Raw genomic sequence first — 16,349 nt, forward strand, 5'->3', positions numbered from 1 at the left:
TAATTATGGCAAGATATCAGGATTGCCGTGCGTGGATAGCCGTTAGCTCCGCAATACGCATAATCACACTAACAGCCTGTTCCATACCTTCTTGGGTTATAAACTCATGTTTACTGTGGAAATTATATCCACCAGTAAAAATATTTGGACACGGTAAACCGCGATGTGAAAGCTGAGCTCCGTCAGTACCGCCCCGGATAGGTTGAATAATGGGCTCAATGCCACAATCAAGCATCGCTTGCTTAGCTAGTTCAATCACGTGTGGGTACTTCATGACCTCTTTGTGCATGTTATAATAGGTATCATCAAGCGTTAGTTCGATATAACAACTTGGATGTAGCCCTTCGCCAACTTTTTCAGCAATTCGAATGATATTTTTCTTCCTAGCTTCAAATCCTGCTAAGTCAAAATCACGAATAATATAATTCAACTCGGCCTTCTCTACTGTCCCTTTTAACGAGGTTAAATGATAAAACCCTTCATAACCATCTGTACTTTCAGGTGTTTCATCGGGAGGTAACATTGCATGAATACGATTTGCTAACCCTAATGCATTCACCATCACCCCTTTGGCTGTACCTGGATGGGTGTTATTGCCGACAATTTTAATCGAAACATTGGCCGCATTAAAATTTTCATACTCTAATTCACCAACACCACCACCATCGACGGTATAGGCCCACAATGCATCAAATTGTTTAAAGTCGATATGGCGAGCCCCACGTCCTATCTCTTCATCAGGGGTAAATGCAAGACAGACTTTCCCATGAGGAATATTTTTTTCCTTTAAACGGACGAATGCTGTAATAATTTCTGCAATTCCCGCTTTATCATCGGCACCAAGTAAGGTTTTACCATCAGTCATGATCAGGGTTTTGCCAATCATTTCATGGAGTACCGGAAACATTACTGGGGATAACACTTCATCACCAATACCTAACGCAATATCCCCACCTCGATAATTTTCAAGGACTTGTGGACTCACGTTTTTACCTGAAAAATCAGGCGCTGTGTCTAAGTGTGAAATAAAACCAATAGTGGGAACATCCCAATCAACGTTTGACGGCAAATAGGCCATCACACAACCTTGATCGCTTAGTGTTATTTTTTCAAAACCTAATTCGTTCAGTTCATTAACTAATGCGCGAGCAAACTTTAACTGCCCCGCACTGCTCGGTACGGTTTTTGCGTTTAGTTTTGACTGTGTATCGAAAGCGGTATATTCAAAAAACCGCTCTAAGAGTTTGTCCATACCCTTCCCCCTAAAATATCAATGTTTATATTATGGGAAAGATCACAGATTCAATTATTGTCTCAAATCAGCTTTCCTGTTAATGCGCACTATTTTTATAGTAAATCTTTAATAAAATTTATTTTTTAGCGTATTTTTTGGGTGATTAACTGTCATAGTCACAATCAGCACCTATAATTAATAGGGGTAATAATTAAATTACATTAATTAGTAAATTATTTGTTACCTAAAAACACGCCTCTTGGTTAACTTTCACTCTCCCACTACACAGATCATCAATTATTGAATTGAAATAGTATGTTATATATGACCTATTATTTTTTTATTTATTATCTAATTAATAAACAAAACGAAGTTTAACTCGTTAATAGGAATATCTATGTCAAAAACATGTTTAATTTATGGTGTGAGCAAAGGCTTAGGCAAGGCATTAGTCGAAGGATTCCCTGAAAAAGTAGACCATATTTATGGTGTTTCTCGCTCAAAACCTCCTTTTGAACAAACTAATTTTACGTGGATCCCTGCTGATTTAAATGACATTAATAGTGCAAATACCATTAAGCATGTTATTCAAAATCAACCTATTCATACTTTAATTTATAACGTTGGCATATGGGAAAAATTGGCATTTAATGAAGAGTACCAATTTGAATCGACTGATGACATAGAGTTACTCAATATGGTTCAAACCAATATAAGTGCCTGTTTATTAAATCTAAAAGCGCTCTTACCTAATTTGCGCCTAGCAAAAAACAGTAAGGTTATATTGATTGGCTCCACATGGGGTTTAGATAATCATAATGGCAAGGAAGTCACCTTTTCTGCCACCAAATATGCCCTCAGAGGAATAGCTCAGTCATTAAGAGAAACTCTACGGGAAGATAAAATAGCAATATCAGTCATAAACTTAGGTTATCTAGCAACTGAGTTCCCATTAACTGTTTCTGTCGATGAAGTCATTGAAAAAAGTGATGGGCAATTAATCCCATTACAAGATGTTGTCAACGCCGTGCGTTTTATCGCCAATACCAGCAATGCAACCTGTGTCAAAGAGATTACGATGCCAGCCATGATGGATACAAACGTCTAACATATAAGAGGAAACAATACGCTTCCCCTATAATGTTATGTATTAAAAGCTTATTGCGCGATATTTTTAACCTGTAACTCAGTAATAAGCTTATTAATATATTCAACAACGACTTTGCTGGCTAAACCATAGTGTTTTTCATCGAACTCACTTTCCACTTGGCTAGGCTCTAAATTCAGTTCGACGGTATGTGCCCCATGTAATTTCGCCTCATGCACAAAACCTGCCGCAGGATACACATGGCCAGACGTTCCAATAGAAATAAAAATAGTCGCTGATTCAATGGATTGATAAATATAATCCATTCCAATTGGCATTTCACCAAACCAAACAATATGGGGCCTCAGCGGTTGAGGAAATTGGCAACAATGACAGCGGTCATCGACCGATAAATCCCCTTTCCACTCCAATACTTGATTTGACCAATTACAGCGAACTTTTAATAGCTCTCCATGCATATGGATAACCCGCTGACTCCCCGCTCTTTCATGCAAATTATCTATATTTTGCGTAATTAACAAAAAGCGGTCACCAAAAAGTTCTTCAAGCTGGGCTAGTGCATAGTGAGCAGCATTAGGCTTAATATTTTCTTGCTGTAACTGCCGACGCCGCTCATTATAAAAACGTTGTACTAATTCAGGATCACGCTCGAAACCTTCAGGAGTAGCGACATCTTCAACGCGATGCTCCTCCCATAATCCATCCGCAGAACGGAATGTTTGGATCCCAGATTCAGCTGAAATTCCAGCCCCCGTCAAAACGACGATATTGACATTTTTCATGTTATCCAATCTATTATCTATATAAAAAGACCGGTTACGAAGTCGCTGGCGGCGTATACATTTATTCTTACGAGCTTTTTTCAACCTATAACGAAATCGCAACATCAAAACTTCCTTTCATCCATATCACCAATAAAATTTATACCGTATTAAATATTAATTGTTTTCTATCATGTCATTACGACATGAATTTATAAACCTTGATTGTTTGAAATTATTTAAAACAATCAAGCTCAAGTGTGTATTTTATTGGCATATTAACCATTTCCTTACCACAACTGATGACATTATCTAAATGTTAACATACTAAAACGCATCATCATGCTGAATGCAAATAAAAATATCGAAGGTATCGATTTTGTCACTTTTTATTCATGAAAATGACATCATATATTCATAAATACACCATAAAACTGCCACAATGGGAAAACAATAAAAAAACCTTTCTCGTTCACTCTCAGTGCAGTTAAAATACGCCTCGCAGATTTTACTGTGTTATTAACTCACCACTACAAGGGATTTCATGGAAAAGTTTTTTGAAAGAGCGATGTATGCTTCACGTTGGATTTTAGCGCCTATCTATTTTGGGCTTTCACTGACACTATTGGCTTTAACCATTAAGTTCTTTCAAGAGCTATACCATATTTTGCCAAATATCTTTTCAATTCCGGAAGCAGACTTAATTTTAACGCTATTATCATTGATTGATATGGCATTAGTCGGTGGGTTATTGGTGATGGTGATGTTTTCAGGTTATGAGAACTTTGTTTCACAAATGGATATTCCTGACAACAGCGAAAAACTTGGCTGGCTTGGAAAAATGGACGCTTCATCATTAAAAAATAAAGTCGCGGCTTCCATTGTTGCAATTTCCTCAATTCACTTGTTAAAAATCTTTATGGACTTAAAAAGTGTCTCAAATGACAAACTAATGTGGTATGTCGTTATCCATTTAACCTTTGTATTATCTGCATTCGTTATGGGTTATCTCGACAAAATGACCAAAAAATAAACAGTTAAATTTATTTTTAAAGTGCCTAGCCTCGATGCATAGGCACTTATCAGTTGACTAATCTTATCTTTATCTCCCTTTTCATTTTCCGCTTTGTGTTACCATCACTGTTCTGAAGACCCGTACTAAGGATACTCAACATGAGCCAACATTTTGTCGGCAAATATGAAGCTGAGATTAAATTTCAATTACCAGACCCTGACACTTTTTTGCATAAAATAAGAGCCGACTTGGCCGAACCCTTTACGGAAAATAATACAGAAACAGATTATTTCTATGAAAACCCACATTTACCACTGGCCGACAATAACGTCAGTATGTGTGTCCGTGAAATGGTGCCATCAGGCATAAAATTATGGATAGTTAAAGGCCCTGGGCTTTCTGAATGCAAAGCCATTAATATTGATGACTGCCATCATGTACAAAACATGTTGACGACACTGGGATACCATTGCTACTTAACCACGACAAAGGTAAGAAGTATTTATTTTCTGAATGACATACACATAACAATTGACCATCTTAGTGGGATCGGTTGGTTCGCTGAGTTTGCCATCATGACTGATGAGCAAGATTTACTTGATAGTTTATATAAAAGGTTGATGGCGACGGCCAAACAGTATGGATTTACAGAAGAAATGGTCGAAACTCGTAGCTATAAACAGATGTTTTTAACTGCACAGCCATCATATAAAGAGCCAATAAATTTTTAGCGCCATTCCCTAAAAATAATTGGCTCTTTGCCCCTAATGACTATTGGCCACTGAGGATCCGAGCTGGGTCTAACTTACTCGCTCGGCGAGCCGGATACCAGCTGGCTAGCAGGCTCAGTATAATGGTTGTAATTAAAACATAAACCACATCCATCACATGCAATTCAGAAGGCAAAAAATCAATAAAATAGACATCACCAGATAAAATGGGATGACCAACCATAGCCTCTATCACCTTGATCATTGACGTTAAATTTAAGGATATGGCGACCCCAAGTACCACGCCAATCAAAGAACCAACAAGGCCCCCCAACAAACCATACCATAAGAAAATAGCGCGGATTTGCCTATCTTTTGCTCCCAAGGTTCGCAATACAGCGATGTCACTACTTTTATCTTTAACGGCCATAACAAGCGTAGAAACAATATTAAAACAGGCAACACCAATGACTAATATCATAGCCAAGTACATGATACTTCTAACCATTTGGATATCATTGTACATATAGCCATAATCACCAATCCAGCTTTTTACGACAACGTGATGCATAGTTTTCAAACCTGCATCATAAACAACTTGATCGGCAATAAATGGGTCTGTGGCTTTGATTTCAAACCCTGTCACACCATCCCCATAGTCGAGGTATTCCTGTGCATCTGCGAGTGGAACAAGTGCCAACTGGTGATCTAGCAGGCCGCTCAGTTTAAAAACCCCTGTCACCTGCACGCGAATACGCTTAGGTTGTTGAATTTTTAAGCTAGCATCCGTATTTGGGATCATGATTGTCACCCAATCCCCAACCTTCACATTCAATGCATCAGCCACACCTTGGCCTAAAATAATTGATTGTTTACCCGCTTCAAAATGCTGCCAAGCGTCATTGAGAATAAACTGTGGTAATGCGCTGACTTGTGATTGCGTTTTTCGTGAAACTCCCATCACTTGGATTGCTTTTAAATTTGCGCCACGCTCAAGCAACCCAGTAAAATTGATGTAAGGACTAACGCCTTCTACACCCGGCGTTTTTCGGATAACTTGTTCAGCAAATTCCAAATCTTTATAGGGCGGTTTATCTGCATATATTTGCCCATGGGGAACGACAGATAATACGCGGTTATTTAATTCACGCTCAAAGCCGTTCATCGCGCTCAAACCGATAATGAGCACTGCAACCCCGAGAACAATACCCAACGTTGAAACTATCGAGACTAACGAGACCATCCCGGTTCGACGTCGACCGCGGCTGAAACGCAGCGCTGTGAGTAGTGAAAGAGGCAATTTAGACATTACCGAGCCCCCAAGGTAATTTCCTGCTGTAAATGCCCATCACGCATTTCCAATTGACGAGATAACCGGCGAGCTAGTGTCATATCATGAGTGACCACTAAAAATGCGGTCCGCTGTGTTCGGTTTAATTCCCCCAGCAATTCAAAAATGGCGTCTGCATTACGTAAGTCCAGATTACCTGTCGGCTCATCGGCTAAAACCAATGCTGGCTCATTCACTAACGCCCTTGCAATAGCAACACGCTGACGCTCTCCCCCTGACAACTCAGAAGGACGATGCCCTGCCCGATGTGCTAGCCCGACCGCTTCTAGCATTTCGGTCGCTTTCGAAAATGCAGTTTCTTTCGCAACCTTGCCAATCAATAAAGGCATCGCCACATTCTCTAGGGCAGTAAAATCCGGTAAAAGATGGTGAAATTGGTAAATAAAACCTAAATCTTTATTACGAATAGCCGCACGTTCATCTGAAGATAATTGATTAATATGCTGCCCACGAAAAATGACATTCCCTTCTGATGGGGTATCTAGGCCCCCCAGTAAATGTAATAAGGTACTTTTACCCGAACCCGAGCTTCCCACAATAGCCATCATTTCCCCAAGCCCCATGGAAAAACTGACATTTTTCAACACTTGCGTCGACAATGTCCCTTCTTGATATGTTTTACTCAAATTTTCACAGACCAGAAGTGGTTGTTTATTCATAACGTAAAGCCTCAGCAGGTTGAACCGCTGCTGCACGCCAAGAAGGATAAAGCGTTGCCAGCAGAGAAATCAGCATTGCACTCAGTGCAATAATTAAAATACCAGAGTAATCAAGCACAATAGGCAGAGAGACACCTTTGGGTAATAAACCAATCAGCGGCATAATGACATTCAGTTGACTAGAAAGTATTGTGCCTAATATTGTGCCAATGAGTGAACCAATCACCCCCGCCCCTGCACCTTGGATCATAAATATCATTAAAATACGCCAACGTTTGAGACCAAGGGTTTTTAAAATAGCCACTTCACCTTGCTTTTCCATCACTAACAACGATAGCGAGGTAATAATGTTAAATGCCGCCACTGCGATAATTAAGCTGAGCAATAAGCCCATCATATTTTTTTCCATGCGAACCGCTTGGAAAAACTCCCCTTTACGCTCTCGCCAATCTTTCCACACCAAGCCTTCTGGTAACGTTTGCTGACTCAAAACGTCAACTTGTAAAGGTTCATCCAAATATAAACGCCACCCAGTAATGTGCCCTGTTGGATAACGTAGCATACGTGCGGCATCTTGCTGTGCGACGACCAACTCGCTCGTATCCGCTTCCCCATTCGTTTGGAAAATGCCTGCAACGGTAAATAAGCGCTGACTTGGAATGCGCCCCATCGGTGTTAACTGACTCACCCCAGGAATAATTAAGCGAACTTCATCACCACGTTTTACGCCAAGCGTTTCTGCCAGTTTGTTCCCCAGAAAAACATTGTAACTGCCTTCTTTAAGATCGCTGCGTTGCCCAACAACCAGTTTATCCAATAACAGCGAAGGTTCTTCAGGTTCAATCCCCCCCATGACACCAACGCCAACATTGGTTCGGCTTTGTAATACCACGTCAGATTGCACAATAGGTGCAATATGGCTAACACCGTTTAAATGTTGTAGGTCGGTTATTGGATATTTTGCTGGGTCTATGTTTCCAGAGGCAGAGGTTAAAATTGCCTGCGGCATATAAGCAAGTATGCTATCTTGTAAAGATCGCTCGAACCCATTCATCACTGAAGTGACGGTTATCAATGCCGTCACCCCCAGTGTGATACCAATGGCAGATAAACTGGAAACGAAACGCCCAAATTTATCTGCGGCGCGCCCACGTAAATAGCGTAGGCCTATAAATAATGAGACAGATTGGTGCATGAAATCTATGATGCCCCTGTTGCCAAAGCGAAGTGTTCAGCGATAATAAAGGGTACGATTGATGAATGGAACCACTCGATGGTTTTTTTTCTGCTTTGAGTGCCTTTTTGTCTGACTTTCAGACGAATTACGAGTTAAAACTGATTGTTTTGTTCCGAATTTTGTAGTTTAACTATCCATTGATTAACTTAACTATTTTTCGTGCAAAATTTGGCTATGTTTGTGCTAACTCTTGTTTAACTGCTTACTAATCGCTGTGAGATACCGAAGATTTCTATGTTGTCAAAATTTCGTTATGAACTCCCTAGTCGTAGTGGCGATGTTCGCCATTTAGGTTGCCTTATCGGGGCGGCTGGTGCACTTGAATGTGGAGAAATAATACAACGTCATCAAGGGCCTGTTATCATCGTGACACGTGACATGCAAAATGCATTACGTTTAAAAGATGAAATTCAACAGTTTACACAACACCCTATAGAGACACTTTCTGATTGGGAAACATTGCCATATGACAATTTCTCCCCCCATCAGGAAATTATTTCTCATCGTTTATCGACCCTGTACCGTTTGTCCAGTTTACAAAAAGGCGCATTAATTCTTCCCGTCAATACGCTGATGCAAAAAGTCTGCCCTGCTGACTTTTTAACCAGCCATGCTTTGTTGATGGCAAAAGGTGATAAACTTTCCCGTGATAACTTACGGAATGAGCTCGATAACGCGGGTTACCGCCATGTTGAACAAGTTTTAGAACATGGCGAATATGCAACACGCGGAGCGCTGCTCGATTTATTTCCAATGGGAAGTTCATTACCATTTCGTATTGATTTCTTTGATGATGAAATTGATAGCTTGCGAACTTTCGACGTAGACTCACAAAGAACACTCGAAGAAGTCGAGCAAATTAATTTACTCCCAGCGCATGAGTTCCCGACCGATAAAGACGCGATTGAACGTTTCCGCAGCCAATGGCGGGAGCGTTTTGAGGTTCGCCGTGACCCAGAGCATATTTACCAACAAGTCAGTAAAAATACCTTACCAGCAGGTATTGAGTATTGGCAGCCTTTATTCTTTGCACAGCCACTGCCCTCTTTATTTGAGTATTTACCACCATCAAGCTTAATTGTTTCGCAGAACTTACAAGAAGCCGCTGAACGGTTTCAGGTTGATACTCGACAACGGTATGAAAGCCGCGGTGTCGACCCTATGCGCCCATTGCTCCCGCCATCTGAACTCTGGCTAACCGTTGAACAACTTAATCAATCATTAAAAAACTGGCCACGTATTCAATTATCACCTGAGTCTCTGCCCAAAAAAGCGGCAAATACCAATTTAGATTATCGGCCATTACCGGATATCAGCACACAAGGGCAAAGCAAAACGCCACTCGAAAAATTGCGGCAGTTTACTGAACAGTTCGATGGAACTATCGTTTTTTCTGTTGAAAGCGAAGGCCGACGTGAAACCGTTACCGAGCTATTAGCTCGTTTAAAAATTCGCCCTGAAATTATTCAAAGCTATACTAGCCCTGCTGATAACCGGTTTGCCATCACCATTGGTGCCGCTGAACATGGCTTTATTCAGTCTGATATCCATAAAGCATTAATTTGTGAAAGTGATTTACTTGGGGAACGTGTTGTTCGCCGCCGTTCAGATAACCGCCGCGCCATTAATACTGACACCCTTATTCGTAATTTAGCGGAATTACGCACGGGGCAACCAGTTGTCCATATTGAGCATGGTGTGGGCCGTTACCAAGGGCTAACTACCTTAGAAGCGGGTGGGATTAAAGCGGAATATTTAATTTTAACCTATGCTGGCAATGATAAACTGTATGTTCCTGTTTCTTCGCTTCATTTAATTAGTCGTTATGCAGGTGGCGCGGATGAAAATGCCCCATTGCATAAATTAGGCAGTGATAGCTGGGGGCGTGCACGCCAAAAAGCGGCTGAAAAAGTTCGCGATGTTGCGGCAGAACTTCTTGATATCTATGCACAACGAGCCGCTAAAGCTGGCTTTGCATTTAAGCATGATAAACAACAATACCAAGAGTTTTGTCAAGGTTTTCCATTCGAAACAACGCCTGACCAAGAAGCCGCCATCAATGCCGTTCTCAGTGATATGTGCCAGCCATTAGCGATGGATCGTCTGGTTTGTGGCGATGTGGGCTTTGGTAAAACCGAAGTGGCAATGCGAGCCGCATTCCTTGCGATTAATAATAACAAGCAAGTTGCCGTGTTAGTCCCCACGACACTACTTGCGCAGCAGCACTACGATAACTTTAAAGATAGGTTTGCTAACTGGCCTGTCCGTATCGAAATGTTGTCACGCTTTAAAACAGCGAAAGAGCAACAACAAATTATTACCCAAGCTGCTGAAGGCAAAGTGGATATTCTAATTGGTACCCACAAATTACTACAAAGTGACTTAGTATGGAAAGATTTAGGCTTACTTGTCGTCGATGAAGAACACCGCTTTGGTGTCCGTCATAAAGAACGCATCAAAGCCATGCGTGCAGACGTTGATATCTTAACGCTGACTGCCACACCTATCCCTCGGACGCTCAATATGGCCATGAGTGGTATGCGTGATTTATCTATTATCGCCACACCACCAGCACGCCGTTTGGCTGTAAAAACCTTTGTGCGCCAATATGATGACTTAGTTGTCCGTGAAGCAATTTTACGCGAAACCTTACGTGGCGGCCAAGTTTATTACCTTTACAATGATGTTGAAAACATTGAAAAAGCCAAAGCACGCCTTGAAGAGTTAGTCCCTGAAGCCCGTTTTGTTGTTGGTCATGGCCAAATGCGTGAGCGCGAATTAGAACGCGTAATGACAGATTTCCATCATCAACGTTTTAATGTATTGATATGCACAACAATTATTGAAACTGGTATTGATATACCGACGGCAAATACCATTATCATTGAACGCGCTGACCATTTCGGGTTAGCACAACTCCATCAACTACGTGGCCGTGTGGGTCGTTCTCACCATCAAGCTTATGCATACTTGCTCACTCCGCATCCAAAAGCCATGACCTCCGATGCACATAAACGTCTTGAAGCCATTTCTTCACTGGAAGATTTAGGAGCTGGGTTTGCTTTAGCAACTCATGATTTGGAAATTCGTGGTGCGGGTGAATTACTCGGTGAAGATCAAAGTGGGCAAATGACCACGATTGGTTTTACCCTCTACATGGAACTGTTAGAAAGTGCGGTTGATGCGCTAAAAGAGGGCCGTGAGCCTTCATTAGAAGATTTAACTAACCAACAAACAGAAATTGAGTTGCGCATGCCTGTTCTGTTGCCTGACGACTATATTCATGATGTGAATATCCGTTTATCTTTCTATAAGCGGATAGCCAGTGCAAAAGGAAGCCAAGAGCTCAACGACCTACGTACAGAGTTAATCGATCGTTTTGGTAGCCTACCGGATGCAGGTAAATTCTTACTAACGAATGCGGCTATTCGATTGCAAGCTCAAGCCCTTGGTATTAAACGAATTGAAGCTCATGAAAAAGGCGGGTTCATTGAGTTTGGTGATAAAAATAAAGTCGACCCAAGCTACTTGATAAGCTTATTACAAAACCAGCCACAAACTTATCGATTAGATGGCCCAGTTCGACTAAAATTTTTCCATGATTTAACCGAAAGAGTCTATCGACTAGAGTTTATTAAGCAATTACTCACCGGGTTTGAAGAACATCAAATTCTCTAGATCCAATGCTGTAAAATGATAAAGGCGACAATGATGTCGCCTTTATCATTATAATATTTATATAAAAAGGTTATTCCATAAAACCAAATGTATTTTTGTTCGGCTGCAATTCTAAGACTACTGATGCGTTTTTTGTGATCGGTAATTCATTTTGCTGTAGACAATAAAAGGGTAATAACTCTTTTATATCACTGCGAATGGTTTCACATACTGAATTAGATGATGTTAATACTAGGCGCCCTTCATCATCTAATGGAATAAACATTGATGGTGCATAGGATGTTCTAACTTTTCCAATATTTTTACCTATTTGGTACACAACATCATACCCAATAACAACTAATTCCATTTTTTGTGTCTTCACACAGGTTTGATCTTGCATATCAAACAGCGATGGAAAGCCTTTCCCTTGCAGCGCTTCAATCATGAAAACCATTTTGCATTCACTTTGCGCAGGATGAAAGCGAGAAAGAGACTGTTGATTAAAAGAACCTAGAACCCCAGTCACTGTACAATTTTCATACTCCACAAGGCGATTGGATTGGATTGGTTCAACAGATAAAACCGTAGCCAACTTAATTTCAGGGGCTCGGTTGAATAAAGCCACGAGCAAGACAATAAGGAATACCACTACTGTTGCTAATAACAACTTAAATTTTAGCTTCATCGCGTTAACCCTTATTAAAATATGCCGTATCTATTGTAACCACTACTCAGAATAATTCGATAATTACGTACTAATCGTATTGTTTTTTAGAATTATCTTAAGTCATCATCAAAAAACGGTTTATTATAACTGTTTTGGAAAATAGAAACTTTACTATTAGTGTAATTTCACAACTCTATTAGAGGGGGATTGATATAACCATTAAAATCAATAAGATACACTAAGATCTCATTCATTTTTCAACTTTTCGTTATATAACCAAATTTACACCTTAATTATTTATACCCTAGGTATTTAATATACTAATCACTTATTTTATATTAACGCCTCGATTTAAATTTGATTTAGATAAAATATATGAATAAGCAATAATGGCAATATACTCGATATTTAATCTATTACTCTTGATCTAAATAGTTTTTCTATGCAATATTTAATACAGATAAATCTTGACAGATTTAGTTAATATATTTTATTAATGGCATATTTATCATTATAAATATAAGAAATAATGCACCTGTTATACGAATACACAGGTGCATACCGCTACTAAAACCTGATTAAACAACTAATTAGTAATAAATTAGTGCAATTTTAACTTCGGTCGAATAATTCGGTTAATACTACCAACAAGCATCATTAGCCCAGTTTTAATATAACCATGTAATGCAATTTGGTGCATACGATATAAAGAAATGTACACAAAGCGTGCAATGCGTCCCTCTACCATCATATCCCCACGCATTAAATTGCCCATCAAGCTACCAACGGTACTAAAGCGAGATAGTGATACTAATGAGCCATGGTCTTTATAAACATACTCTTTTAAAGGCTTATCTTTCATTAATGCGACGATATTATCATAACAAAGGCTAGCCATTTGATGGGCTGACTGCGCCCTTGGCGGTACGAAGCCCCCTTCTGGCTTAGCGCAAGACGCACAATCGCCAATGGCAAAAATCATATCATCACGAGATGTTTGTAACGTTGGTTTTACCACCAATTGGTTAATGCGGTTGGTTTCTAACCCAGCGATATCTTTCATGAAGTCAGGTGCTTTGATCCCTGCAGCCCAAACCATGAGGTCCGCATAGATTTTACCATCTTCTTTCGTATTCAAACCATCTTCATCAGCACTGGTCACCATGGTTTTTGTCAAGACATTCACACCTAGCTTATTAAGTTCTTGGTGAGCTGCACTTGAAATTCGAGGAGGCAAGGCCGGTAAGATACGTTCGCCAGCTTCGACTAATGTCACATTCAATGCATCCGTATCTAACCCTTTGAAGCCATAACTGGTCAGTTGCTCAACTGCGTTATAAAGTTCTGCTGATAACTCAACGCCCGTTGCACCGCCACCAACAATAGCAATATTAACGCTCTCTTCTGCGTTATCACGCACTGAATAACGTAAAAAGAGATTTAACATTTCGTCATGAAAACGATGTGCTTGATGTGGATTATCTAAGAAAATACAGTGTTCTTTGACGCCAGGTGTACCGAAATCATTCGACGTACTACCTAGTGCCATCACTAAAATATCGTACTCTAATTCACGCAGAGGGACTAATAATTCGCCGTGCTTATCATAAAGCTCACCGAGAACCACTTTTTTATTTTCACGGTCAATATTGGTAAGCGAACCTAACTGGAAATTAAACGCATTATGGCGTGCATGAGCCAGATAGCTTATCGCATCGACACCATCATCTAACGAACCTGTTGCCACTTCATGTAATAGCGGTTTCCATAAATGACTTGGGTTGCGGTCAACCAAAGTAATTTGTGCGCGTTTTTTACGGCCTAACTTGCGGCCTAAACGTGTTGCCAGTTCTAATCCGCCAGCACCACCGCCGACAACGATGATTTTGGGTTGAGATAAGGTCATAAATCCCTCGAAACAAAATATATTAATGTTATTTAAGGTTTCTCGTCTAGAAAAGCCTTATATAACAATAATTAGCCAAGCTATCTTCCATTCCCATTAGAATATCATGCGTGGTCTATTGGTAATACCAAATATTGATTCATATCAATTTAGTTGATTATTATGACTACTATCACATTCGTCAAATCATTTTTTCTTCCGAACGAATCGAGTCAGCTTTTTGGTATTTATATCAATCAATTGTTTAAATCCACATAAACCATAATGATAATGAGAACTATTATTTTATCATTTTTAAATTGGTGTGTACTATCAATTCCCTGCTGTTGAGCTAAACCTACATAAAGCACAAAAAAAAACTCCAAGGATGAAAAACACCCTCAGAGTTTTTAATTAAATATTAAATTTTATTATTTAATTTTCTTGATACGCACATCCGTAGGAACTGAAACGGGTGAGTTATCTTTAAAATATTGCATTAACGCTTCGTTATCTGGCAGGCTATAAACACGGTCTTTACCTTGGTTGAAGGCAGAGAAACGGCTGCCACCCGTTGCTAAGAATTCATTCGCAGCAACACGATAGCTTTTGTTCATGTCTAACGGCTTACCGTTTAATTTCATTGATTTTTGAATAACTTTGTCACCCACTGGGCGGCTGTCGTCCCACTCGTAATAAAAACCTTTAGAAACAGGCATGACTTGTGGACGAGCACGATCCCATTGCTGTTCAAGCGCTTGTTTAATTTGTGCACCTGTTAGCGACTGTGTGACAACCACGTTAGAGAATGGTTGGACTGTGAAAATATCACCATACGTCAATTCACCTGCTTTCATGTCAGCACGAATACCGCCACTATTCATAAATGCAATTTGAGCACCGCCCGCTTCTTTGCTGGAAGCTGCATATAATTGACCATCAGCAATAATCTTACCTAAGGTAGAATCCCCTGCTGGTAATAATTTTTTATCCACATTAGCCGTCAAAGACCCCATCACTTGTTGAGAAATAGGTAACGCAATTTTTTCGTATTTTTGTACGAACGTGGTTAACTCAGGGTTTTTCTCATAGCGACTCGTCTCAACAGGGATATTTTTTGCATTTATGCTAACAATATCTTTCGTGCTTCTATCAATCTCAATATTTAATTGAGACAATAAAGTCCCGTTAGATTGGGCAGAAATCACAGTCATCCCATTGATTTCACAATTGTAAGCTTGGTGTGTATGACCACTAACGACAAAGTCTACCGCGCTATCTAATTGTTTGACGATATCAACAATTGGGCCTTTGATATTATCGCAACGGTTAATATCTTTAACTTTTGTATCAACTTGTTGTGTAGCGCCTTCATGGATCAGAACACCGATACTGTTAATACCTTGTGATTTTAATAATTTCACTTGGTTATTAATAGTTTCAACTTCATTTTTGAATTCTAAACCTGCGGTTCCACTTGGTGTTACGATAGCTGGCGTACCTTCTAACGTTAAACCAATAAATGCCATTGGAACACCATCAAACTCTTTAATAAAGTAAGATGGGAACAGTGTTTCACCAGTTTCTTTAACAATAACGTTGGCTGCTAAGTAGTTAAAGTCAGCCCCTGAAAAGGAATCTTTACCCACACAACCGGCCGTTGGGTGACAACCACCATTTTGCTTTCTCAGCAGCTCTTCTTTACCTTTGTCAAACTCATGGTTACCCACTGCACTGGTTTCCATACCAATCGCACTTAGCGCTTCAATAGTGGGTTCGTCGTAGAACATTGATGACAATAGTGGGCTTGCGCCGACTAAATCACCCGCGCCTACAACGATAGTTTTATCATTTTGCGCTCTTAATTGATTAACCAGTGTCGCAATTGACTCAATTCCACCTAACTTACCATCGCCCGGTGCTTGTAGAGCACCATGGAAGTCATTTATACCAATGACTTGTACTTTTACCGTATCCGTATTTTTGGAAGCACAACCCGCCAAAAGTGCACCGGAAATGAGCAGTGTGAGTAATCCAATTTTGTGTTTCATTTATCTTACCT

The 16,349-nt window shown here is 40.0% G+C and carries 12 protein-coding genes; 4 read left to right on the forward strand and 8 right to left on the reverse strand.

The window, feature by feature from the left end; translation table 11 throughout:
• Positions 1–16: 16 nt before the first annotated feature.
• The gene (pepT, locus tag M0M83_RS11720; RefSeq protein WP_125891183.1) at positions 17–1,252 is read right to left on the reverse strand and encodes a peptidase T; all 1,236 of its coding nucleotides are present in this window, start codon (positions 1,250–1,252) and stop codon (positions 17–19) included.
• A gap of 379 nt (positions 1,253–1,631) precedes the next feature.
• Here pepT and M0M83_RS11725 point away from each other — a divergent pair, with 379 nt between their 5' ends.
• Complete coding sequence (locus M0M83_RS11725; RefSeq protein ID WP_213912595.1) at positions 1,632–2,342, forward strand: SDR family oxidoreductase; 711 nt, start codon at positions 1,632–1,634, stop codon at positions 2,340–2,342.
• A 50-nt stretch (positions 2,343–2,392) separates the two neighbouring features.
• Here M0M83_RS11725 and cobB read toward each other — a convergent pair whose 3' ends face one another.
• Positions 2,393–3,226 (reverse strand): Sir2 family NAD+-dependent deacetylase, encoded by an 834-nt coding sequence (gene cobB, locus M0M83_RS11730; RefSeq protein ID WP_213912832.1) that lies wholly within the window; start codon positions 3,224–3,226, stop codon positions 2,393–2,395.
• 421 nt (positions 3,227–3,647) lie between these two features.
• Between cobB and M0M83_RS11735 the strand changes: the two genes are divergently transcribed.
• Both M0M83_RS11735 and cyaB read left to right on the forward strand, forming a co-directional pair.
• Positions 3,648–4,136, forward strand: a complete 489-nt coding sequence (locus M0M83_RS11735; protein WP_125891185.1) for a TIGR00645 family protein — start codon at positions 3,648–3,650, stop codon at positions 4,134–4,136.
• A gap of 140 nt (positions 4,137–4,276) precedes the next feature.
• Positions 4,277–4,849: a class IV adenylate cyclase gene (cyaB, locus tag M0M83_RS11740; protein ID WP_248466627.1), complete on the forward strand. Its 573-nt coding sequence runs from the start codon at positions 4,277–4,279 to the stop codon at positions 4,847–4,849.
• A 40-nt stretch (positions 4,850–4,889) separates the two neighbouring features.
• Here the strand turns inward: cyaB and lolE are convergent, their stop codons facing one another.
• Genes lolE through lolC form a run of 3 tightly spaced genes read right to left on the reverse strand, consistent with a single transcriptional unit; the run spans position 4,890 to position 8,033 of the window.
• The gene (lolE, locus tag M0M83_RS11745) at positions 4,890–6,137 is read right to left on the reverse strand and encodes a lipoprotein-releasing ABC transporter permease subunit LolE (RefSeq protein ID WP_248466628.1); all 1,248 of its coding nucleotides are present in this window, start codon (positions 6,135–6,137) and stop codon (positions 4,890–4,892) included.
• Positions 6,137–6,838 carry a lipoprotein-releasing ABC transporter ATP-binding protein LolD gene (lolD, locus tag M0M83_RS11750; RefSeq protein ID WP_125891188.1) on the reverse strand — a complete coding sequence of 234 codons (702 nt, stop codon included), beginning with the start codon at positions 6,836–6,838 and terminating at the stop codon, positions 6,137–6,139. The genes lolE and lolD overlap by 1 nt, the downstream gene beginning before the upstream one ends.
• The gene (gene lolC, locus M0M83_RS11755) at positions 6,831–8,033 is read right to left on the reverse strand and encodes a lipoprotein-releasing ABC transporter permease subunit LolC (protein WP_213912592.1); all 1,203 of its coding nucleotides are present in this window, start codon (positions 8,031–8,033) and stop codon (positions 6,831–6,833) included. Before lolC ends, lolD begins: the two co-directional genes overlap by 8 nt.
• Positions 8,034–8,309: 276 nt before the next feature.
• On the opposite strand from lolC, the gene mfd reads away from it, so the two are divergent.
• Positions 8,310–11,753 carry a transcription-repair coupling factor gene (mfd, locus tag M0M83_RS11760; RefSeq protein WP_248466629.1) on the forward strand — a complete coding sequence of 1,148 codons (3,444 nt, stop codon included), beginning with the start codon at positions 8,310–8,312 and terminating at the stop codon, positions 11,751–11,753.
• 70 nt (positions 11,754–11,823) lie between these two features.
• Here mfd and umoD read toward each other — a convergent pair whose 3' ends face one another.
• The 3 genes from umoD to M0M83_RS11775 form a co-directional block, all read right to left on the reverse strand.
• Entirely contained in the window at positions 11,824–12,420 is a 597-nt protein-coding gene (gene umoD, locus M0M83_RS11765) for a UmoD family flagellar biogenesis regulator (protein ID WP_125891191.1), read from the reverse strand.
• A gap of 583 nt (positions 12,421–13,003) precedes the next feature.
• Positions 13,004–14,308, reverse strand: a complete 1,305-nt coding sequence (locus M0M83_RS11770) for an NAD(P)/FAD-dependent oxidoreductase (protein WP_125891192.1) — start codon at positions 14,306–14,308, stop codon at positions 13,004–13,006.
• Positions 14,309–14,718: 410 nt separating this feature from the next.
• Entirely contained in the window at positions 14,719–16,338 is a 1,620-nt protein-coding gene (locus M0M83_RS11775) for a bifunctional metallophosphatase/5'-nucleotidase (protein WP_213912590.1), read from the reverse strand.
• Positions 16,339–16,349: the final 11 nt, after the last annotated feature.

The sequence above is a fragment of the Providencia rettgeri genome (assembly GCF_023205015.1).
Taxonomy (GTDB): domain Bacteria; phylum Pseudomonadota; class Gammaproteobacteria; order Enterobacterales; family Enterobacteriaceae; genus Providencia; species Providencia rettgeri_E.